Origin of the sequence: Nonomuraea sp. KM90 (genome assembly GCF_052246675.1) — a bacterium.
Lineage (GTDB): Bacteria > Actinomycetota > Actinomycetes > Streptosporangiales > Streptosporangiaceae > Nonomuraea.
Window position 1 is genome coordinate 1 of record NZ_JBQQCB010000127.1, and the last position, 20806, is coordinate 20806.

Sequence of the window (20806 nt, forward strand, 5' to 3'; positions counted from 1 at the left end):
AGAGCCAGCTCAGCCACCACTCCCGGGCACCCGGGCGCAGGTGGAGCACGATGGGGGCGACGTGGGTGGCGCCCGATTCGGCGATCTCCTTGACCGTGCGGTCGAGCTGGGCGGGGGAGTCGGAGAGGTAGGGCAGGATGGGCGCCATCAGGACGCCGCAGGCGATGCCGTTGTCGTTGAGGGTCGCGCAGGTCTCCAGGCGGCGGCGCGGGTTGGGGGTGCCGGGCTCGACGGCGCGCCACAGCTCCGGGTCGACGAACCCCACCGAGACGTTGGCGCTGACGTCGGTCACGTCGGCGGCCTCGGTCAGCAGGTCGAGGTCGCGCAGGATCAGGGTGCCCTTGGTGAGGATCGAGAACGGGTTGGCGGCGTCGCGCAGGGCGGCCAGGATGCCGCGCATCAGCTTGTAGCGGCCCTCCGCGCGCTGGTAGCAGTCGACGTTGGTGCCCATGGCGACGTGGTGGCCGCCCCAGCGGGGCGCGGCCAGCTCCTTGCGGGCCAGCTCGGCGGCGTTGACCTTGACCACGATCTTGGAGTCGAAGTCTTCACCGGCATCCAAATCTAGGTATTCGTGCGTTTTTCGGGCAAAACAGTAAATACAGCTATGGCTGCAGCCGCGATACGGGTTGATCGTGTAGTCGAACGGCACCCGGCTGGCCCCGGGAACCTGGTTGATGATGGATCTGGCCCGGATCTCGTAGAAGGTCATCCCCTTGAACTCGGGTGTGTCGAACGTTCGGGTCACCGCGCCGCGAGCGAAGAGCGGCGCGGCCGGATCGTCCCGGCCGGGCCCGGCCAGGCGCAGGTTGTCCCAGCGCATGCCATGATTAGAACAAAAGTTCGAGCTTGATCGCAAACTGAAAAGAGGTGGCAATTACTGGGTCAGCCGGGGGCTAATGATCTTCAGGGTTGGGCAGAAAGACGCCACAGAGCTTGCGTTCCGGAGGTGCACCTATGGCCTGGTCGCAGGACGAGGAGCGGATGCTGGCCCAGATCGAGCAGCACCTCGTCGACGACGATCCGCGACTCGTCGCACGGCTGGAGTCGTTCAACGAGCGGGTTCGCCGCAGCGAGGCGAGGTCGACGGGGCAGTCGCCGGGTCCTCGGAGCCGGCCGCGTCGCTCGACGGTCATCATTCTGATCAGCTGGTTGCTCATCGCCACGCTGGTCGCCACGCTCCTGATCATGGTTCTCCGCCACGAGGCCGCCGCGGCCATGGCCCTGGCCACCGCCTTCTGACCCCTGTCGCCGCCTTCTGATCCCTCTTTTCGCCTTCCGGGTGCGAGCCTTCACGTGTGAGGGCCGGTCCAGACCCTCTGCAGGGTTCTGTAGTCGATCACCACGATGTCCTCCTCGCGCAACAGCTCCCGCGCCCGCGGCGAGGTGAGGAACTCGTAGTCGCTCAGCCGCACCCGCCACCCGTCCGGATCCACCGCCCGCGCCTCCTCGTCGCCCAGCGCCGGATGCACGGCCCACTCGCTCAGCCCGGGCGGCACCTCGCGCAGCCGCCGCGCGTACGCGGCCGCCTTGCCGTCCAGGTCGAGCCCGAAGCTGTCCAGGAAGCCGGGCTCGGTCACCGGCAGGCCCCGGGCCCGTAGCTTCCCGCGCGCGGGGTCGAGCCAGGCCCGCACCGCCAGCCCGTACTCCCGGGCCAGGTCAACGGTGAGGTCGAAGATGTCGGCGCGCCCGCCGTCCGCCAGGCAGTGCCAGTCCAGGTGGGTGGGCGCCAGCCCGGCGTCGGTGGCGGCGGCGATCTGGGCCCGGAACTCCACCTCCACCTCCTCGATGCGGGCCGCGGCGAGCAGGTCGGGAATGCGGTCGAACGTGTACAGCAGCCCGTCCGGGTCGAGCAGCGAGGGCACCGTCTCCCGGGCGGCCAGCGGCCCCCACGGGTGGCCGGGAGCTTCGCAGACCAGCGTCAGATGGAGGCCGAAGGAGATCTCCGGCCGCTCGCGCAGCAGGCCCATCGCGTGCCCGGCGGCCGGGCAGGGCGTCATGAGGCTGCACGAACCCGCGATCCCCTCCTCGATCGAGCGCACGACCGCCTCGTTGACCGCCCGGTACATCCCGAAGTCGTCGCAGTTGACGATCAGGAGCCGGCTTCCGGCCGCGTGTCCCAGTAGTTCGTTCACGCCCCCAGCGTGCCGACAGGACCCCGGAGAACCAACCGGTTTAGTGCAGGCCGCGCTTGCCGGGGGCCCAGAACGGCTTGACCTTGATCGACTTGCGCGGCCAGTTCCGCTCGCGTACGAGATGGTCGCGGATCATCTGGCACGTGCGCGCCTCGCCCGCCACGTAGGCCGCCCCCGTGTTCCCGGGCAGCTCCAGCCCGGCCACCGCCTCGACCAGCGTCTTCGACGACGCGGCCGGCGCGCCCCGCCGGTGGACCCGGCGCATCTCGTGCGGCCCGGGCATGGGCGGATCGTGCTCGGCGGACTCGCTCTCCAGCACGCCGTGCACCCGCGCGCCCGGCCCGAGCGCGCGGATCATCGGCCCGAACGCCGCGCTCGCCGTCTCGTCCCCGGCGAACAGGTGGAAGGGCGCGTCGTCGCGGGTGAAGAAGTCGCCCTGCGGCCACCAGAAGGTCACCGCGTCCCCCGGCGCGACCTCCCGGGCCCAGCGCAGCCCGATGCCGTCACCGTCGTACAGGTGCGCCCGCAGCTCCAGCGCGCGCCGGTCCGGGTCCAGGTCCCAGATCGTGTACGTGCGCAGCGTGTCGGCCGGTCGCAGGATCCCCGACACCGACAGCGGGTCGTTGAGCTGCACCCTGATGTGCTGGCCCGGCCGGTAGGGGAACGCGATGGGGGCACCGGTCGCCAGGCGTATCCGCCGCATCGTGGGCGTGACGAACTCGGCGTCGGTGACGCGGCCCTCCATCACGTACTTGGCGAAGGCGCTCGCCAGCGGGTTGCGCGCCATTCCTTCTCCTTAGTGGGAATAGATTTGTTTATAGGCCCTAAGGAAACATAGACGCATTAGGATGTCAACGTGCGTTCCCGGAGGAAGGTGGGCGATGGCCACGCAGGGCGTCAGCAGGCGCGAGCGGGTGCGGCAGGCGACGCTGGCGGAGATCCGCGCCACGGCGCGCAGGCTGCTGATCGAGCAGGGGCCGGCGGCCGTCACGATCAACGCGGTGGCCAGGGAGATGGGGATGAGCGGGCCGGCGCTCTACCACTATTTCGCCGGTCATGACGATCTGGTCGCCGCGGTGACCGTCGACTTCTACCGCGAGCTGACGGAGACGATCAGGGCGGCGCGCGAGGCGTACCCACGGGAGGAGCCCGGCCGCCGGCTGCTGGCGGCGTGCCGGGCGATGCGGCGCTGGGCCATCACGCACCGGGCGGAGTTCGGCTGGGTGTTCGCCAGCCCGATCAGGGGCGAGCGGCGGCTCGACTCGCCGCGCGACCGGGCCGGGCAGGACTTCGAGCGGGCCTTCGTCGAGGAGATCGCGCAGCTGTGGGAGGCGCGGCCGTTCCCGGTGCCCGCGCCGGAGGAGCTGGATCCGTCGATCAGGGCGCAGCTGGAGACGTACGCGCGGGCCGCCGGCCTGACGCTGCCGGTGGAGGTGATCCACGTCTTCCTGTCGTGCTGGATCAGGCTCTACGGCCTGCTCTGCATGGAGGTGCTCAACCAGCTCGACTTCGCCTACTCCGACCTGGAGCCGATGTTCGAGGACTGCCTGCGCGAGCTCGCCCCCAGGCTCGGCCTCGACTATGACGCCGAGGCCGGCCGGGGCGCGTAGGGGTGGCGGCCGGCCGCCCGCGTGGCCGGCCGGTGGCCGTCAGCCGATGCCGCGTGCGCGCAGGGCGGCGATCACCCACCGGAAGGCGGGGACGGCGGGCGCGGACTCGCCGTGCCCGTTGAGCGCGGCCAGCAGCTCCCAGTACCGCTCCACCCGCGCGTCCGCCACCGTCTCCATCCACTCCAGCAGGGCCGCCCGGTCCACGGCCGGGCCCGCCACCCGGTCCAGCACCTCCTTGCCCGCCGCCGACCCGGGATCGATCCCGCCCGCCAGAGCCGGACCGGCCTCGGCCAGCACGCGGGCCCGCAGCTCGTACTCGGGCAGCGGGCCGGGCCCGGCCAGCGCGATCCGGCGCAGCCGCCGCCGGAAGTCCTCGTCGGCGATCAGCCCGGCCAGCTCCACCCACGCGTCGAGCTGCGCGGGGGAGGGGGAGTCGGGCAGCTCGCGCATCCAGTCAGCGATCGCCGCCGCGTCGTCGTCGAGCTCGATCCCGGCGAACGTCCCCGAGACGAACTCCGTCACGATCTGCCGCCGTTCGGCGGCCGACAACTGGGCGAGTCTGTGCAACATCACGGTCTCCTCGTCGGTAGTGCCACGTTCGGAGATCAGGCGCAGTACGGCCCGGCGCGCCCGCAGGGCCCGGATCTCGGCGTCCACGGCCCGCAGGTGCACCCGCGCCACCTCGGCCACCGTGACCTGCCGCGCCAGGATCTCCTGCACGGCCTCCAGCCCGATGCCCAGCTCGCGCAGCATGCGCACCAGGCCGAGCCGGGTCAGGGCGGCCTCGTCGTACAGGCGGTAGCCGCCCGCCGACCGGCCGGTGGGCGGCAACACGCCGCTGTCGGACCAGAACCGGATCGTCCGCACCGGCAGCCCGGCCCGGCGGGCCAGCTCGCCGATGGTGTAAAGCCCGTCACTCACGACTCGCAGCCTGCACCTTCCACCCACTGGAGACTCAACCTTGTGGCATGATACTCGCGAACGTATACTCGCCAACGAATATTCGTAGACGAGGCGGTGACCGGAATGGGCAAGCGGCGCCCGGTGGCGAACCTGCTGGCACTGGCGGTGCTCACCGTGGTCGTCCAGCGGCCGATGCACCCGTACGAGATGGCCTCCGTCCTGCGCGCCCGTGGCAAGGACCAGGACATGCCCCTCAAATGGGGCTCGTTCTACACCGTCGTGCGGAACCTGGAGAAGCACGGCCTGCTGGAGGCGGTGGAGAGCGGTCGGCAGGGCGCCCGGCCCGAGCGGACCGTCTATCGCATCACCGACGCCGGGCGGCGGGAGGCGGAGGACTGGACGCGTGAGCTGCTGTCCACCCCGCAGCCGGAGCCGTCGGCGTTCGGGGCGGGCCTGTCGGTGATGGGCGGCCTCGGCCCCGACGAGGTCGCCGCGCTGCTGCGGCGGCGCCTGGAGCTGCTGCGGGAGCGGATCGAGGCCGAGCGGCGGGCGCTGGAGGAGGAGCGGGCCGAGCTGCCCAGGCTGTTCGTCGTCGAGTCGGAATACGCGCTGGCGATGCGGGAGGCCCAGGCCGCCTGGGTGCGCTCGCTGCTGGCGGAGCTGGACGGGGGCACCTTCCCCGAGCTGGAGGGCTGGCGGGCCTATCACCGGACCGGTCACCTGCCGCCCGGCGTGGCGGACCTCGCCGAACGGGGCCGCCCCGCCGAATGAAAGATCCCGGCGGCAGTGCTGCAACACCGCCGCCGGGAGACCTCGCAACCGAAGCGGAGCCCCGGCCACGAGCTGGCACAGGCAACGATAGCCGGGCCCGCTTCCCGTACCGAACCATGGGGAGCACGACATGACCACGACCACCGCCGGCACCGTGACGTCGGACGACGGCACCACGATCAGCTACCGCGAGGCCGGGCGGGGACCCGGCCTGGTGATCCTGCACGGGGCCATGCAGACCGGCCACAGCCAGATCGAGCTGGCCCGGGCCCTGTCCCGGGACTTCACCTGCTACCTGCCCGACCGCCGGGGGCGGGGCGGCAGCGGGCCCGCCGGCCCCGCGTACGGGCTCGACCGCGAGGTCGAGGACCTCGGCGCGCTGCTGCGGGCCACGGGCGCGGCGTACGCCGCCGGGGTGAGCTCCGGCGCGATCATCACGCTGCGCACCGCCCTCGCCCGGCCCGGCCTGCTGCGCAAGGCCGTCGTCTTCGAACCCCCGCTGAACGGCTCCGGCGCGCGGGACCACCTGCCCCGCCTCGACCGCGAGCTCGCCGCGGGCCGGATCCCGGCGGCGCTCGTCACCGGCATGAAGGCCGCCCGGCTCGGCCCGCCGATCTTCAACGTCCTGCCGCGAGCGCTGCTGGAGCTGCTCACCGGCCTGATGCTGAGAAATGAGGACAAGGGGGTGGCGGGCGACGAGCCGACGTTCAGGGAGCTGGCCCCGACGCTGCGCCAGGACCTCCAGCTGGTGGCCGAGGCCGGCGGCGACCTGACGGTCTACCGGCCGGTGGAGGCCGAGGTGCTGCTGCTCGGCGGCACCAGGAGCCCGGCCTACCTGCGCGCCGCGCTCGCCGGGCTGGAGCGGGTCCTGCCGCGCGCCCGCCATGTGGAGCTGGCGGGCCTCGACCACAGCGCCACCTCCAACGCCGTCCGGCGCGGCCGGCCGGAGCGGGTGGCCGAGGAGATCCGCGGGTTCCTCACAGGCTCCTGAGGCCGGGTCCTCCCACGCTCCTCACAGGTTCTTGAGGAACGTGGCCGCCACGGGGGCGGCGACCTTCCCGCCGCCGCCCCCGCCCTCGACGACCACGGCGAACGCGACATCGTCCTTGAAGCCCATGAACCAGGCGTGCGACTCGAGCTTCTCGCCGGTGCCGTACTCGGCCGTCCCGGTCTTGCCGTGGGTGCCCGCCGGCAGCCCCGCCGCCTTGGCGGTGCCCTTGGTCACCACGGCCGACATCATCGCGTGCAGCCCGCTCTTCACCCCACCGGGCAGCTCGCGCTCGGCGGCCTTCTGCTTGATCGAGGGCACCAGCGTCGGCGGCCGCCAGGTGCCGTCGGCGATGGCGGCGGCCACCGAGGCCATCGACAGCGGGCTGGCCGTGATCCGCGCCTGCCCGAACGCCTCCGCCGCCAGCTCGGCGTCCGACTCGGCCTTGGGGAAGCTGGCCTTCGTGGCCGGGACGCCGATGTTGAGCGGCTGGTTGAAGCCCACGTCCTCGGCCGTGTCGAGCAGCTTGTCGGCGCCCAGCTTCGCCTCGGCCAGCGGCGCGAACGTCGTGTTGCACGAGTGGGCGAACGAGTCGAGGAACGACAGCGACCCGAACTCCTCCTTGTCGGAGTTGCGGATCTTCAGCCCGCCGACGGTGGCGTACATGGGGCAGGTGACCTGGTCCTGCGGCGACATCCCGGCCGCCAGCAGCCCGATCGCGGTGACGGCCTTGAAGGTCGAGCCGGGCGGGTAGCGGCCGTCCAGCGCCCGGTTGAACCCGCCCACGTTGTTCACCACGGCCAGGATCTCGCCCGTCGAGGATTTGACGGCCACCAGCGAGGTCGGCTTCTTCATCTCCTTGACCGCCGTCACGGCGGCCGCCTGCGCCCGCGGGTCGAGCGTGGTCCGCACGGGCTTGCCCTCGGTGCCCTCGATGGTCTCCAGCGTCTTGTCGCCGAGCTTGATCTCGGTCGCCGGAGTGCCCGCCAGGCGCTCCTGGAACGTCTCCTGCAGCCCGCCGCGCCCGACCGCCTGCCCGACCTTGTAGGAGGAGCCCAGCCGGGCCACGTCCTTCTTGGTCGCCTTGTCCAGGTAGCCGACGAGCTGCTGCACCGAGCCGCCGACCGTGCCGGTGTCGATGCGGTCGCCGTCGGCGTCGGTGATCTCGGCGCGGTCGGGCCAGCGGGTCTTGAGCGAGAACGTGGCCCCGGCGGTCATCGACGGGTGCAGCGCGGCGGGCTTCCAGTCCACCTTCCACATGCGGTCGGCCACCACCAGGTCGATCTGGCCCTGGTAGGACCACTCGCCGATGTTCTTCAGGTCGAGCGTGGCGGTGTAGGGGACGCGGGCCCGGCCGTCGCCCTCGGCGACCTGGCCGAGCTTGATCGAGGCGGATTCGACCGCGAGGGCGGTGCGCTGCTGGTCGTACGCGCCGAGCTGCTGCGGCGTGGCCAGCTCGGCCGCCATGGCGCTCTTGTCACCGGCCTGCCACGCCGCGGCGAAGCGCTGCGCGGTCTCGGCCGGGGTGCCCCTGGTGTGGAGCACGTAGTAAGCGCCACCGGCCGCGGCCCCCACCGCGAGGACGGTGGCGCCGGACACGATCGCGATGGTACGGCCCCGCGCCACTGATCAGCCCCCTGCTCTTCGACGACAGGTCTCCGAGCCTAGCGGCGTCGAATCAGGACATACCATTCGAGGCCTTGAAGCTCGTGGCATACGTCGGAACGTATTCCTGGCCGGACAACTTCTGGATGGCCGCCATGATCTCGTCGGTCACCTGCCGCCGGTCGCGGGCCTTGGTGTGGTCGCCCTCGAACCGCATGGGCGCCCCGATGGCGATGCCGATGCTCGCGGGCCTGGGCACCTTCGCCCCGACGGGGAGCACCTTCTCGGTGCCGCTGAGCGCCACGGGCAGCACCGGCGCGCCGGTCTTGAGCGCCAGCCAGGCCACCCCGATCTTGCCGCGGTAGAGGCGGCCGTCGGGGGAGCGGGTGCCCTCGGGGTGGATGCCGAACAGCTCGCCCCGCTCCAGCAGCGCGGCGGCCTCGTCGAGCATGACCTGCGCGGAGTGGGCGCTCTCGCGGTCGATCGGCAGGCTCCCGCCCAGGCGCATGAAGAAGCCGGAGACCGGGTTGCCCGAGAAATACTCGTTCTTGGCGGTGAACGTCACGTGCCTGGGCAGCAGCGCCGGCAGCAGGAACGAGTCGAGCACGGAGAGGTGGTTGGCGGCCAGGATCGCGGGGCCGGTCCTCGGCACGTGCGCCGCACCCGAGATCTGCGGCCGGCACATCGCGTGGGCGAGCGGCGCGGAGGCGAACTTGACCACTTCGTACAGCAACGAGCTCTCCTGATCATCGGGCGGGCGGCCACCCCACAATAAGGCAGGCGCCCCGCAGGTGTGGCGGGACGCCTGGGAAAAGCTGTTAGGCCGATGTGGCGGTCGCCTCCTCGGCGAGATGCACAACACGGCTCCAGCCGAACGGTATTCCGTGAAGGCGGTAATTTGCGGCCCGGGGGACACAGACCACATCGGCACCTTGAGTTAAGCACACGGTCCGGCCCTGGGGGTAATCCTGGGCCCCGTCCGGGGGCAATCGTGGCCTCCGTACGGGGAACGCGTGACCTGCCGGGCGGCGCTCAGGTCCTGGTCCAGTGCGGTTGCGCCACGTCGAAGACCCGCTGCTCCCGCCCCCGAAGCGCCACCTCCGCGAACTGCCAGAGGATCGCCCCCGTCGGAGCGTGGATCACGATGGACGGCCCCAGCGGCATCTGCAGCAGATCGCCCCGCCAGCGCGGCACCCCGGGCGCCAGGAACCGCTCCAGCGGCACCGCGTGCACCGAGGCCACCTCGCGCGGATCGGGCACCGGGTCCTGGTGACCTCCGAACGCCACCACCGGCGTGATCACGAACCCCGAGTCGGTGACGAAGTCGTCGAGCAGCCCGGCCACCTCGACCCCGGTGATGCCGGTCTCCTCGGCCAGCTCGCGCAGCGCCGCTTCCACCGGCTGCTCCCCGTCGTCGGCCCGCCCCCCGGGCAGCGCCCACTGCCCGGGGTTGCGGCCGCGGGCGGCCCGCCTGATCACGACGACGTACGGGCTCCGCTCGGCGTCCTCCAGCACGCACACGGTGACGGCGGCCCGGCGCACCCCTCCGGCCGGCGGGACCTGCCGGCGGTCGAAGGCGGCCAGACGGGCGGTGATCTGCGCGCGCAGCTCGTCGATGGGCGAAAGCACATGTCAAGGATCTCACGGAGGCGTGCGCGGGAGCCGTACCTCCACCCGCAACCCGCCCTCGGGCCGCGCCGAGGCCGTCACCCGGCCGCCGTGCGCCGCCACGATGGCCCGGACGATGGACAGGCCCAGGCCCGCCCCTTTGGAGGAGCGCACCCGGTCGCCCTGCATCCGGCTGAACGGCACGAACAGGTCCTCCACCTCGTACGGCGGCACCAGCGGCCCGGTGTTCTCCACGACGATCGAGGCGCCCCCGTGCTCCCTCCTCAGGGTGAGCCAGACCTCGCCGTCCCGCACGTTGTACTTGATCGCGTTCTCCAGCAGGTTGAACAGGCACCGCTCCAGGAACAGCGGATCCCCCTCCACCAGCACCGATCGCAGGTCCTGGTGCAGCGTGACGGGCCGCCGGCGCGAGCGCAGGTCGGTCTGCTCCAGCACGGTGCGCACGACCTGCTCCAGGTCCACCGTCTTGCGCGCGGCGAGCTCCTGCTCGGACTGCGCGAGCAGCAGCAGGCCCTCGATGAGCCGCTCGTAGCGGGCGTTGGTGCCCAGCAGCGCCCTGGCCAGCGCCTTCAGGTCCTCCGAGGCGGCCGGCTCCTCCAGCGACACCTCCAGCACCGTACGGTTGACGGCCAGCGGCGTACGCAGCTCGTGCGAGGCGTTGGCGATGAAGCGGCGCTGCGCGTCGAACACCCGGTTCAGCCGGTCCAGCATCGCGTCGAAGGTGTCGGCCAGCCGCCTGACCTCGTCGGGCGGGCCGCGCAGCCCGATCCGCTCGTGCATCGTGCTCTCCGACAGCCGCTGCGCCGTCTCGGTCACCCGGTCCAGCGGCCGCAGCGCCTGGTCGGCCACCACGTAGCCGAGCAGCAGCGCGATGATCCCGACCAGGATCATCACCAGCATCGACGAGCGCACCATCTCGCTGAGCACGCTGTCGGCCCGGTACTGGACCTCCGCCCGGAAGACCATGTCCCCCTGGAACACCTGCGGCGGGGGCTGGGGGGCGCCGCCCGGCAGCTTGCTGGTGATCTTCACGGGACCGGCCGTGAACTGCTGGTTCATCGCCCGCGCGGTGATCAGATAGGTGAGCCAGAGCAGGATCGAGCCCGCCACGAAGAACAGCCCGCCGTACAGCAGCGTCAGCCGCAACCGCAGCCTCCGGCTGCTCCACCACAGCCGCGCGCCCTCCAGCCGGGAGGTCAAAGCCGGTACCCCCTGCCCGGCACGTTCTGGATGGGCTGGGGCAGGCCGAGCTTCTTGCGCAGCGACGTCATCGTGACCCGCAGCGCGCCCGTGCCGCCGTCGGCGTACTCGTCCCACACGCGCCTGCGCAGCTCGCCGGAGGTGACCAGCTCCCCTCCGGCGCTGAGCAGCACGCGTAACACGTCGAACTCCTTGCGGTTGAGCGAGAGGGCCCGCCCGTCCCTGGTGACCGTGCGGCGGGCCGGGTCGAGGGCGATGCCGTCGCGTTCGAGCAGGGGGACCGCCGAGCGCGCCGACCGGCGGGCCAGCGTCCTGACCCGGGCCACCAGCTCGGCGAACGCGAACGGCTTGACCAGGTAGTCGTCCGCCCCCAGCGCCAGGCCGTCGATCTTGTCGCGGATCTGGCCCGCCGCGGTCAGCATGAGCACCCGGCCGCCCCCGCCGCCCTCGCGCAGCCGCCGGCACACGTCGTCGCCGTGCACCTCCGGCAGGTCCCGGTCGAGCACCACGACGTCGTAGTCGACGTACGCGGCCATCTCCAGGGCCTCCTGCCCGTCGTACGCGACGTCCACGGCGATCGCGTGCAGCCTGAGCCCGTGCGCGACCGCGTCCGCCAGCCGTTCCTCGTCCTCGACGACCAGCACCCGCATCCCCGCTCCCCTTCCCTCGGGCTCCGAGCGTGACGGATCACGTGTTAGCCGCGGGTAAGCCCGCTTCCAGGGCTTATCCGGGTTTAGCACCCCGTGGGCTGGAGTGAGGCCGCGCGCCGGGCGAAGGACCCGGGCGCGGAGGAGCGAAAGCCATGAACGTACGGCTGTTGCCGGCCGCCGGGGCACTGGCGTTGGCGCTGGCGGGCTGCGCGGGCACCGCGGCGCCGGACGACGGGGTGGTCAGCGCGGGCGGCGCGCCCGCCGCCGCCACGCCCTCGGCCACCCCGTCGGCCTCGCTGGACCCGCAGGAGGCGGCGCTGAAGTTCGCGCAGTGCATGCGCGAGCACGGGGTCGACATGCCCGACCCGCAGGGGGGCCGGATCCAGCTCAAGATCCCCGAGGGGATGGACCAGAAGAAGGTGGACAAGGCCCACGAGGAGTGCCGGCCCATCATGGAGTCCGTCGTACGCGACCAGGGCGCCCCCGACGCCCGCGACTACGACCAGATGGTGAAGTTCGCGCAGTGCATGCGCAAGCAGGGCATCGACATGCCCGACCCCAAGCCCGGCGAGGGGATGCGCATCCAGATGAAGGGCGGTTCCAAGGAGAAGATCGAGGCCGCGCGGAAGGCCTGCGAGCAGCAGGCGCCCGGCTTCGCCAAGAAGGGGACGCCGTGAGGAAGGGCCTGCTGCTGAGCGGCGGCACCGTCCTGGCCGTCGCCGCCACGTGGACCGCGGTGGCCGTGCTCAACGACGGCGGCACCGGCGCCGCCACCCCGGCGAGACCGCCGGTCCCCGCCACCGCCGACGTCACCCGGCAGGACCTGGTGGAGACCAAGACCGTGGACGGCTCCCTCACGTACGCGGGGGAGCGGCAGGTCGCCTCGGGCGCCTCCGGCACCGTGACGTGGGTGCCGGAGGTGGGCGCGGTGATCCGCCGCGGCCGGCCGCTGCTGAAGGTGGACCGCGAGCCGCTGGTGCTGATGTACGGCAAGCTGCCGCTCTACCGGACCCTGGAGCAGGGGGTGTCCGACGGCCCGGACGTGGAGCAGCTGGAACGCAACCTCAAGGCGCTCGGCCACGGCGACTACCTGACCGTGGACGACCACTTCAGCCACGCCACCGAGCAGGCCGTCAAGGAGTGGCAGGAGGACAGGGGGCTGGAGGAGAGCGGGCGGGTGGACGCGGCCCAGGTCGTCTTCCAGCCCGCCGCCGTACGCGTCACCGACGCCAAGGCGGCCCTCGGCGCCAGGACCGCGCCCGGGCAGCAGGCGCTCACCGTCAGCGGCATCCGCCGCCTGGTGCACGTGGACCTGGACACCGGCGACCAGTCGCTGGCCCGCAAGGGCGCGAAGGTCACCGTGACGCTGCCCGGCGGGGAACGGGCCTCGGGCACGATCACCTCCGTGGGCACGGTGGCGGAGACCTCCGGCCAGGAGCAGGACACCAGCACCACCATCGACGTGGACATCACGCTGGCCAAGCCGCCGAAGACCCGGCTGGACCAGGCGCCGGTGGAGGTCGAGATGCAGAGCGAGCGGCACGAGGACGTGCTCGCGGTGCCGGTGGAGGCGCTGCTGGCGCTGCGCGAGGGCGGGTTCGGCGTCGAGGTCGTGGAGGGCGCGGCCAGCCGGATCGTGGCGGTGGAGACGGGGGCGTTCGGGGGCGGCCTGGTCGAGATCGAGGGCCAGGGGCTGGCCGAGGGCATGAAGGTCGGGGTGCCCGTCCAATGAGCGATCCGACGATCGTGGAGCTGCGGGCGGTCACCAAGACGTACGCGGGGGACGTGCACGCCCTTCGCGGCGTGGACCTGACCGTCGCGCGGGGCGAGCTGCTGGCCATCGTGGGGCCGTCCGGGTCGGGCAAGTCGACGATGCTGCACATGATCGGCACGCTGGACCGGCCGAGCACCGGCACCGTACGCGTGGCCGGGCACGACGTGGCCCGGCTGTCCGACCGGCGGCTCTCCGCGCTGCGCTCGCGCCACATGGGCTTCGTCTTCCAGCAGTTCCACCTGTCGCCCGGGGTCAGCGCGCTGGACAACGTGGCCGACGGCCTGCTCTACACCGGCCTCGGCCGCCGCGCCCGGCGCGAGCGGGCCGCCGCCGCGCTGGAACGGGTCGGGCTCGGCCACCGGCTGCGGCACCGGCCGTATGAGCTTTCCGGCGGCGAGCAGCAGCGGGTGGCGGTGGCCCGCGCGGTGGCCGGGGACCCGCCGCTGCTGCTGGCCGACGAGCCGACCGGCAACCTGGACTCGGCCGCGGGCGCCGACGTGCTGCGCGTGCTGGCGGACCTGCACCGGGCCGGCACCACGGTCGCCGTCATCACGCACGACGCCGAGATCGCCGGCTGGTGCCCCCGCCAGGTACGCCTGCGCGACGGCCTGATCGTCGACGGCCACCAGGACGAGCACCTCGGCCCCGTGGCGCTGCTGAGAGGAGACCACCGATGACGGCCCGCGGGGGCACCCCTGAACGGCGCGCCCCCGACAGCGCCGGCGGGGGTCAGGAGCGGCTCGTGCCCGGGCGGCTCGGCCCCGGTGACGTGCTGCGCGTCGGCGCCGCCGGGTTGCGCGCCCGCCCCACCCGGGTGATCCTCTCCGCGCTCGGCATCGCCATCGGCATCGCCACGATGATCGCGGTGATCGGGATCTCCTCGTCCTCCCGCGAGCAGCTCCTGCGCGAGCTCGACCGGCTCGGCACCAACCTGCTCACCGTCACGCCGGGGCAGACGATGTTCGGCGACGAGGCCAAGCTCCCGACCGGCGCGCTGGCCATGGTGCAGCGCATCCGCCCGGTCCGTACGGCCGCCGCCACCGGCGTCGTCGAGGCCACCGTACGCCGCAACAACCACATCCCCGACTCGATCACCGGCGGCATCTCCGTCCAGGCCGCCAGCACCGGCCTGCTGACCACGCTGGAGGGCGCGGTGGTCAAGGGCACTGGCTGAACGAGGCCACCGCCCGGCAGCCCGCCGTCGTGCTCGGCTCGGCGGCGGCCCGGCGGCTCGGCCTGGCCAGGACCGGCGTGCAGGTGTGGATGGGCGGGCGCTGGTTCACCGTCGTCGGGATTCTCGGGCCGATGCCCCTCGCCCCGGAGATCGAGCGCTCGGCCCTGGTCGGCTTCCCGGCGGCGCAGGACCTGCTCGGCTTCGACGGCTTTCCGACGACCGTCTACGAGCGCTCCTCGGACGCGACGGTCGAGGAGGTGCGGCAGGCGCTGCCACGCACGGTCAATCCGGAGAACCCCGACGAGGTCACGGTGAGCCGGCCGTCGGACGCGCTGGCGGCCAAGGCCGCCGCCGCGGGCGCCTTCACCAACCTGCTGCTCGGGCTGGGCGCCGTGGCCCTGCTCGTGGGCGGCGTCGGGGTGGCCAACACCATGGTCATCTCGGTGCTGGAACGCCGCCGCGAGATCGGGCTGCGGCGCTCGCTGGGGGCCACCCGGGGGCAGGTGCGCCTGCAGTTCCTGTCGGAGTCGCTGCTGCTGTCGGCGCTGGGCGGGGTGGTGGGCGCCGTGCTGGGCGCGCTGGCCACGACCGCGTACGCCCTGTCGCGCGACTGGCCGCCCGTGGTGCCCCCGTGGGCGCTGGGCGGGGCGATCGCCGCGACGCTCGTCATCGGCACGGTCGCGGGCATCTACCCGGCCATGCGCGCCGCCCGCCTGTCGCCCACGGTGGCCCTGGCCACCGCCTGACCCCCGCTCATCCCGGGGTCAGCAGGATGCTGAGCACCGTGCCGAGGAGCATGCCCGCGCCCGCGGCGATGGCGGCCCACCGGCCGAGGGGCTCGCCGCGGGTGTGGCCGACGATGCCCAGCGCGACGCCCGCCAGGCCGAACAGGACCGGGACGAACAGCACGGCCACCGCGGCGCAGACGAACCCGATGATCGACAGGACCTGGTCGCTCACCCGGGGCCGCCGCGCCGGCGCCGGGCGGGGCGACCAGGCGGCCGTGCCGTCGGCGGCGTCGTGGGGCTGGTCGTCGCCCTGCGGCGGGTCCTGCGAAGAGGTCACGGGCGGGCTCCTCTCAAGACGGGAACCACATCACACACCCGAACGAGAGGCCCTGTCGAGCCATCCGTTCTCGGACATCTGCCCATTTCAGGAGGCTTCCGCCGGGCGGGAGAGCGGCGGCGGGAGCGGGCGGGCGTGCACGACGTCGAGGCGGGAGACGGCGCGGGTGAGGGCGACGTACAGGCGGTTGAGGCCGCGCCGCTCCGCCTCGGCGATGGCGGCGGGCTCGGCCACGACGACGTGGTCGTACTCCAGGCCCTTGCACAGCGAGGCGGGCAGCACGCCGATCCGGCCGGCCACGTCCAGGCCCTCGTCCCACAGCGCGGAGGTGAGCGCCTCCACGTCGGCGTCCGCGGCGATCACCCCGATCGAGCCCTCGAACGCCAGCGCCTCGCGCACCGCCGCCACCACGCCCTTCTCCAGCTCCGCCACCCGGGTCACCCGCAGCCGCCCGTCCGACCGGTACGAGCGCGTCGCCGGCACCTCGGTGCCGAGCGCCGCCAGCAGCGTGTTGGCCAGCTCCACCACGGCCGCCGGCACCCGGAAGCCGGTCGTCAGCGCGACGACCTCGCCGTCCGGCTTGCCGAGCAGCTCCATGCGCTCGGGCCAGGACGTCGCGGCCCACGGCGTGGTGCCCTGCGCCAGATCGCCCAGCACCGTCAGCGAGCCGTGCTCGCTGCGCCTGGCCACGGCCCGGCACTCCATGGGGGACAGATCCTGGGCCTCGTCCACGATGACGTGCCCGTAGCCGCGCGGGCGCTCGATGAGGGCGGCGATCTCGTCGAGCAGCACCAGGTCGGCGGCCGACCACTTCGCGCTCTTGGCGCTGCGGGGCGGCCTGGCCCAGGTGAGGGCGGCACGCTCGGCATCGGTCAGCACGCCCTGCGCCGGGTCCCGCCCGCCCTCGCCGCGTGCCGGGCCGCGCAGGATCTCGTACAGGACCTCCTCCGGTTTGACGGCCGGCCAGACGGTGTCCAGCCACGCGGTGACGCCGCGGCCGATCTTGCGGAGCCAGGCCGCGTTAGCCGTGTGACCGCGGGCCTCGGCGTGGCGGCGGATCGCCTCGACCACGCGGGCCCGGACCCGCTCGCGGCCGGTGCCGTACGGGAGGGACGCGCGCCGGGTGTCGTCCACGATGCGGCGCAGCTCGTCCTCGTACACCCGCCACCGGTAGGACCCGTCCGGCACCTCGACCGGCTCGACCGGCTTGCGGATCCGCCCGTACAGGGCCTTGCGCAGCACCTCGGCCATGCGCACGTCGTGCTTGACGACGGCCGTGGCCTCGTCGTCCGCCCCCGTGACGGGGACGCGGCCCAGCAGCCGCTCCAGCGTCGTCTGCTCGACGTCCACCTCCCCGAGCGTGGGCAGCACGGCCGAGATGTAGCCGAGGAAGGCCCGGTTGGGGCCCAGCACCAGCACGCCGCCGCGTTCCAGGCGCCGGCGGTGGGCGTACAGCAGGTAGGCGGCCCGGTGCAGGCCGACGGCGGTCTTGCCGGTGCCGGGCGCGCCCTGGACGCAGATCGAGGCGTCCAGCTCGGCGCGTACGAGGTCGTCCTGCTCCGGCTGGATGGTGGCGACGATGTCGCGCATGGGGCCGACGCGGGGGCGTTCGATCTCGGCGGCCAGGATCTTGCTCCCGACCTCCTCGCCCCGCGCGAGCCGCTCGTCCTCGAACCCGGTCAGCGTGGTGCCCTGCCAGCCGAACCGGCGCCGTACGTCGACGCCCTGGGGGTCGCGGGCGCCGGCCCGGTAGAAGGCCCGCGCGACGGGCGCGCGCCAGTCGATCACCACGGGCGGGCCCCCGTGCTCGCCGGTGATGTGCCGCCTGCCGATGTGGTACGCGCGCCCGTGGTGCTCGGCCGAACCCGGGCCGAAGTCGAGCCGGCCGAAGAACGGCGGCCCGTCCGGCTCCTCGCTCAGCTCCTTGGCCAGGCTCTTGAGGTGCCGGCCCAGCCGTTCGGCGCTGTAGCGGTCGCCGGCCACGGACTCACCGACGATCACGTTGTACCGCGCGCCCTCCAGCATCCTGCGCAGGCCGGCCCGGCAACGTTCGACGTATTCCCTCTCGTCCTCGAGCGTTCCCATCACACCTCCTGAAGCGTTAACTCGGTTAAGAGATTAACCAGGTTAACACTTTGATAGGGTGTGCTCATGACGGGACTGCGGGAGCTGCAGCGGCAGCGTGTGCACGAGGCCATCTCGACGGCGGCCATCACGCTCTTCCTGGCGCGCGGCTTCGACGAGGTGCCGGTGACGGAGGTCGCGGCGGCGGCGGGGGTGTCGAAGCCGACGCTGTTCAAGTACTTCCCGACCAAGGAGGACCTCGTGCTGCACCGGATCGCCGACCACCTGGGGGAGCCGGCCCGGGTGGTGCGCGGCCGGGCCCCGGGGGAGCGGCCGCTGCGGGCGCTGCGCCGCCACTTCCTCGACGGGCTGGCGCGGCGCGATCCCGTCACGGGGCTCAACGACCATCCGGAGGTGCTGGCCTACCACCGGATGGTGTTCACCACCCCCAGCCTGCTGGCCCGGGTCCACCAGTACATGTCGCTGGACGAGGAGGCCCTGGCCGAGGCGCTCGCGGAGACCGCGGACGACCTGACGGCCCGGCTCGTGGCCGGGCAGGTGCTGGCCGCGCAGCGGGTGCTGGCCCGGCGCAACTGGCAGCTGCTGGCCGATGGGCGGCCGCTGGCCGAGGTGGAGGCGGAGGCGGTACGGGCGGCGGAGCGCGCGTTCGACCTGCTGCCCGACGCCTTCCCGGCGTGACGCCTCAGGGGAGCCAGGTCTCGTGGAGGTGCAGCCATTGCCGGCTCGGCGCGGTCCGGAGCGCGGCGGTGGCCCGGCGTCCGCGGCTCCCGGGGCCCGTGTGGTGCCATTCCTCGTAGGTCACGACCAGCAGGTCGCCCGAGGCGGCCACCACGTGCGCGGCCCTGATGGTGATCGTCAGGCCGGGCGCGTCGCCGTAGGCCGCCTCGACCGCGGCCAGCACCTCGTCCAGCCGCAGTACCGCCCCGTCGGGCCCGGCCAGGGTGAAGCCGGGCGCGTGGGCGCCGGCGAAGGCGGCGAACTCAGTCCGGTCGGCGGCGCCGGTCAGCCAGCGCTCGATCAGCCGGTGATGGCGCGCCACCTCCCGATACGCGGCATCCGCCATGGGGTGTCCGCTCGTGCCCGGCTCGCTCGTGCCCGGCTCGCTCGTGCCCGGCTCGCTCGTGCCCGGCTCGCTCGTGCCCGGCTCGCTCATGCCGGGCTCGTTCATACCGGGCTCGCTCATGCCGGGCCCCAGTGCTGGGCGGCGGTCCAGTCGCGCAGAGGTGTCAGGCGGATGCCGAGCCGCTCCTCGACGTCGCGCGGCGCGTCGAAGAAGTCGCCGGCGTCGCGGATCCACCGGTACGTGGCGGCCACCTCCGCGGCCGTCCCCGGTCCGGCCACCAGCGCCAGGGCGGCGGCGAACTCGGCCACGTCCTGCTCCTCGTACCGGAGGCCCGGCCGCACCATGGCCGCCAGCTCCGGGCCCGTCACCGCGTCCGGGCCGCCCAGGTCCAGCGTGGCGCCCTCCAGCCCGTCCCGGACGAGCGCCGCCGCCGTCGCGGCGCCCAGATCGGCGTGCGGCAGCCAGGGCACCGCCACGCCCGCCGGCAGCGGGTAGCGCAGCACCCCGGGCCCGGCCACCCAGGGGGCCAGCAGGTTGTCGGCGTAGAGCGGCGGGCGCAGCACCACCGCGGGCACGCCGCTGTCGAGCAGGGCCGCCGCCGCCCGCCGGCGCGTCTCGAACGCCGTCACCCCCGTCGCCGCCGCGGGCAGCCGGTTCCCCGTGTTGAACGCCAGCCGCCGCACCCCCGCCGCCCGCGCCCCGTCGACCACGTGGCGGACGTACGCCGAGACCGTGGGCGTGTCGTAGACCATGGGCAGCACCACCGAGGCGTGCGTCACCCCGTCGAACGCCTCCTTGACCCGCTCCGCGTCCCCCAGGTCGCCCAGGAAGGGCCGCACCCCGTCGGGGACCTTCCCGCTGCGGGAGAAGCCGCGGACCTCGTGCCCCTGCGCGGCCAGCCGGCGGGCGACGGCACCGCCCTGGGCGCCCGAGGCGCCGATCACCAGGAATCTCATGGGAGCCAGTCTGCTGAGAGCATGACAATACTCTCTATAAAGAGAAGTCCCCGGCTGTTTAAGGATCGTCCATGGACGGTGACCTGCTGAGCGAGTTGCTGGCCCCGTTGCGGCTGCGCGGTGTGTTCCACAGCCGCTGGACGGCCCGGGCGCCGTGGGGTGTGGCGGGGGAGCGGGAGAGCTGTGCCCTGCTGCACTACGTGCGGGAGGGGTGTTGCGTGGTCGAGCTGCCGGGCGCGGATCCGGTGCGGCTGGGGGCGGGGGAGCTCGCCGTGTTCCCGCACGGGGCGGCCCATCGGCTGGCCGACGCGCCGGGGCGGGCGGTGGTGCCGCTGGAGAGCGTGCTGCCGGGGCGGGAGCCGGGCTCGGCGCGTACGGTGTCGATCGACGGGCCGGGGCCGCTGACCACCATGCTCTGCGGCGGGCTGCACTACTCCGCGGCCGCCGCGGCGCCCCTGTACCGGGCGCTGCCGCAGGTGCTCGTGCTCGACCGTGCGGCGGTGGCGAGCGAACCCCTGCTCGGCGACCTGCTCGGACGGCTGGCCGGCGGCGACGCCGGTGCGGCCGGAGAGCGGGGCGCCGGTGCGGCGGGAGAGTGGGGTGACGGTGGGCCCGGGGTGGAGATCGTGGCGTTGCGGGCGTTCGAGCTGGCCTTCGTGCTGGCCCTGCGCGCGGCCCTGGCGAACCTGGCCCGCGACGAGCCGGTCCTGCGTGCCCTGCGGCATCCGGCCGTCGGGGCGGCGCTGCTGGCCGTACAGACCAGGTTCGCCGAGCCCTGGACGGTGGAGCGGCTGGCGGCCGAGGCGGGGATGTCGCGGTCGGCGTTCGCGGCGGCCTTCCGCGCGCTCATCGGCGAGGCGCCGATGCGGCACCTGACCGCGCGCCGGATGCAGGAGGCCGCCCGGCTGCTGGCCGAGACCTCGCTCCCGCACAGCGCCATCGCGCTGCGCGTCGGTTTCCACTCGACCGTCGGGTTTCACCTCGCATTCAAACAATGGCACGGTTTCACGCCTGGCGAATATCGCCGAGGCGCCGAAGTTTAAGCAGGTGGGAGGGGGTGTACTTGATATCCTGACACCTCTTCACCAATTGCAAATTTATGCAATTGGGGACAATGCGGGGTTGGCTTTACGTAGAGGGAGTGATGGTGACAGGACCTTTCACGGCCGCATGCAATCACAGAAACGAACCGAACGGTGAC

At 73.1% G+C, this 20806-nt stretch carries 24 protein-coding genes; 11 read left to right on the forward strand and 13 right to left on the reverse strand.

All coding sequences use genetic code 11. From position 1 onward, the window contains the following. Positions 1-820: Rv2578c family radical SAM protein (locus ACTWPW_RS53070; RefSeq protein ID WP_443173419.1), on the reverse strand; the 820-nt coding region annotated here is incomplete at its 3' end. A 134-nt stretch (positions 821-954) separates the two neighbouring features. Between ACTWPW_RS53070 and ACTWPW_RS53075 the strand changes: the two genes are divergently transcribed. Next, entirely contained in the window at positions 955-1239 is a 285-nt protein-coding gene (locus tag ACTWPW_RS53075; protein WP_364128713.1) for a DUF3040 domain-containing protein, read from the forward strand. Positions 1240-1289: 50 nt separating this feature from the next. Here ACTWPW_RS53075 and ACTWPW_RS53080 read toward each other — a convergent pair whose 3' ends face one another. Together ACTWPW_RS53080 and ACTWPW_RS53085 are read right to left on the reverse strand one after the other, a co-directional pair. Next, positions 1290-2132 (reverse strand): polysaccharide deacetylase family protein, encoded by an 843-nt coding sequence (locus ACTWPW_RS53080; RefSeq protein WP_443173420.1) that lies wholly within the window; start codon positions 2130-2132, stop codon positions 1290-1292. Positions 2133-2172: 40 nt separating this feature from the next. Further along, a complete protein-coding gene (locus ACTWPW_RS53085; protein ID WP_443173421.1) occupies positions 2173-2919 on the reverse strand; it encodes a siderophore-interacting protein in 747 nt (248 codons plus the stop codon). 94 nt (positions 2920-3013) lie between these two features. Here ACTWPW_RS53085 and ACTWPW_RS53090 point away from each other — a divergent pair, with 94 nt between their 5' ends. After that, on the forward strand, positions 3014-3742 hold the full coding sequence (locus tag ACTWPW_RS53090) for a TetR/AcrR family transcriptional regulator (protein WP_375117164.1): 729 nt from the start codon (positions 3014-3016) through the stop codon (positions 3740-3742). Between the two features lie 39 nt (positions 3743-3781). Here the strand turns inward: ACTWPW_RS53090 and ACTWPW_RS53095 are convergent, their stop codons facing one another. Continuing rightward, the gene (locus ACTWPW_RS53095) at positions 3782-4663 is read right to left on the reverse strand and encodes a helix-turn-helix domain-containing protein (RefSeq protein WP_443173422.1); all 882 of its coding nucleotides are present in this window, start codon (positions 4661-4663) and stop codon (positions 3782-3784) included. A 105-nt stretch (positions 4664-4768) separates the two neighbouring features. Here ACTWPW_RS53095 and ACTWPW_RS53100 point away from each other — a divergent pair, with 105 nt between their 5' ends. After that, a complete protein-coding gene (locus ACTWPW_RS53100) occupies positions 4769-5416 on the forward strand; it encodes a PadR family transcriptional regulator (protein WP_443173423.1) in 648 nt (215 codons plus the stop codon). Between the two features lie 130 nt (positions 5417-5546). Beyond that, positions 5547-6407, forward strand: coding sequence for an alpha/beta fold hydrolase (locus ACTWPW_RS53105; protein WP_443173424.1), 861 nt, complete (start codon positions 5547-5549; stop codon positions 6405-6407). 21 nt (positions 6408-6428) lie between these two features. On the opposite strand, the gene ACTWPW_RS53110 is transcribed toward ACTWPW_RS53105, so the two are convergent. The 5 genes from ACTWPW_RS53110 to ACTWPW_RS53130 form a co-directional block, all read right to left on the reverse strand. Further along, a complete protein-coding gene (locus ACTWPW_RS53110) occupies positions 6429-8003 on the reverse strand; it encodes a penicillin-binding transpeptidase domain-containing protein (protein ID WP_443173425.1) in 1575 nt (524 codons plus the stop codon). A gap of 79 nt (positions 8004-8082) precedes the next feature. Further along, a complete protein-coding gene (locus ACTWPW_RS53115; protein ID WP_364128695.1) occupies positions 8083-8742 on the reverse strand; it encodes a lysophospholipid acyltransferase family protein in 660 nt (219 codons plus the stop codon). A gap of 299 nt (positions 8743-9041) precedes the next feature. After that, positions 9042-9638, reverse strand: a complete 597-nt coding sequence (locus ACTWPW_RS53120) for an NUDIX hydrolase (protein WP_375117169.1) — start codon at positions 9636-9638, stop codon at positions 9042-9044. Between the two features lie 12 nt (positions 9639-9650). Continuing rightward, a complete protein-coding gene (locus ACTWPW_RS53125; protein WP_443173426.1) occupies positions 9651-10838 on the reverse strand; it encodes a sensor histidine kinase in 1188 nt (395 codons plus the stop codon). Then, a complete protein-coding gene (locus tag ACTWPW_RS53130) occupies positions 10835-11488 on the reverse strand; it encodes a response regulator transcription factor (protein ID WP_375117171.1) in 654 nt (217 codons plus the stop codon). The genes ACTWPW_RS53125 and ACTWPW_RS53130 overlap by 4 nt, the downstream gene beginning before the upstream one ends. 152 nt (positions 11489-11640) lie before the next feature. Here ACTWPW_RS53130 and ACTWPW_RS53135 point away from each other — a divergent pair, with 152 nt between their 5' ends. From ACTWPW_RS53135 to ACTWPW_RS53155, 5 genes are read left to right on the forward strand one after another with little or no spacing between them, the layout of a single operon-like run. After that, positions 11641-12165, forward strand: coding sequence for a hypothetical protein (locus tag ACTWPW_RS53135; RefSeq protein WP_443173427.1), 525 nt, complete (start codon positions 11641-11643; stop codon positions 12163-12165). After that, positions 12162-13220, forward strand: coding sequence for an efflux RND transporter periplasmic adaptor subunit (locus ACTWPW_RS53140; RefSeq protein ID WP_443173428.1), 1059 nt, complete (start codon positions 12162-12164; stop codon positions 13218-13220). Before ACTWPW_RS53135 ends, ACTWPW_RS53140 begins: the two co-directional genes overlap by 4 nt. Beyond that, the gene (locus ACTWPW_RS53145) at positions 13217-13939 is read left to right on the forward strand and encodes an ABC transporter ATP-binding protein (RefSeq protein ID WP_443173429.1); all 723 of its coding nucleotides are present in this window, start codon (positions 13217-13219) and stop codon (positions 13937-13939) included. Before ACTWPW_RS53140 ends, ACTWPW_RS53145 begins: the two co-directional genes overlap by 4 nt. Beyond that, complete coding sequence (locus ACTWPW_RS53150) at positions 13936-14436, forward strand: ABC transporter permease (RefSeq protein ID WP_443173430.1); 501 nt, start codon at positions 13936-13938, stop codon at positions 14434-14436. The genes ACTWPW_RS53145 and ACTWPW_RS53150 overlap by 4 nt, the downstream gene beginning before the upstream one ends. A 29-nt stretch (positions 14437-14465) precedes the next feature. Then, entirely contained in the window at positions 14466-15182 is a 717-nt protein-coding gene (locus ACTWPW_RS53155) for an ABC transporter permease (protein ID WP_443173431.1), read from the forward strand. A gap of 7 nt (positions 15183-15189) precedes the next feature. Here the strand turns inward: ACTWPW_RS53155 and ACTWPW_RS53160 are convergent, their stop codons facing one another. Both ACTWPW_RS53160 and ACTWPW_RS53165 read right to left on the reverse strand, forming a co-directional pair. Next, positions 15190-15501 (reverse strand): hypothetical protein, encoded by a 312-nt coding sequence (locus ACTWPW_RS53160; protein ID WP_375117176.1) that lies wholly within the window; start codon positions 15499-15501, stop codon positions 15190-15192. A gap of 87 nt (positions 15502-15588) precedes the next feature. Beyond that, complete coding sequence (locus ACTWPW_RS53165) at positions 15589-17586, reverse strand: HelD family protein (RefSeq protein WP_443173432.1); 1998 nt, start codon at positions 17584-17586, stop codon at positions 15589-15591. A gap of 66 nt (positions 17587-17652) precedes the next feature. Between ACTWPW_RS53165 and ACTWPW_RS53170 the strand changes: the two genes are divergently transcribed. Then, positions 17653-18264, forward strand: coding sequence for a TetR family transcriptional regulator (locus ACTWPW_RS53170; protein WP_375117178.1), 612 nt, complete (start codon positions 17653-17655; stop codon positions 18262-18264). A gap of 4 nt (positions 18265-18268) precedes the next feature. Here the strand turns inward: ACTWPW_RS53170 and ACTWPW_RS53175 are convergent, their stop codons facing one another. Beyond that, complete coding sequence (locus tag ACTWPW_RS53175; protein ID WP_443173433.1) at positions 18269-18769, reverse strand: DUF4440 domain-containing protein; 501 nt, start codon at positions 18767-18769, stop codon at positions 18269-18271. Beyond that, on the reverse strand, positions 18766-19605 hold the full coding sequence (locus tag ACTWPW_RS53180; RefSeq protein WP_443173434.1) for an SDR family oxidoreductase: 840 nt from the start codon (positions 19603-19605) through the stop codon (positions 18766-18768). The genes ACTWPW_RS53175 and ACTWPW_RS53180 overlap by 4 nt, the downstream gene beginning before the upstream one ends. A gap of 71 nt (positions 19606-19676) precedes the next feature. On the opposite strand from ACTWPW_RS53180, the gene ACTWPW_RS53185 reads away from it, so the two are divergent. Then, positions 19677-20648: an AraC family transcriptional regulator gene (locus ACTWPW_RS53185; protein ID WP_443173435.1), complete on the forward strand. Its 972-nt coding sequence runs from the start codon at positions 19677-19679 to the stop codon at positions 20646-20648. Positions 20649-20806: the final 158 nt, after the last annotated feature.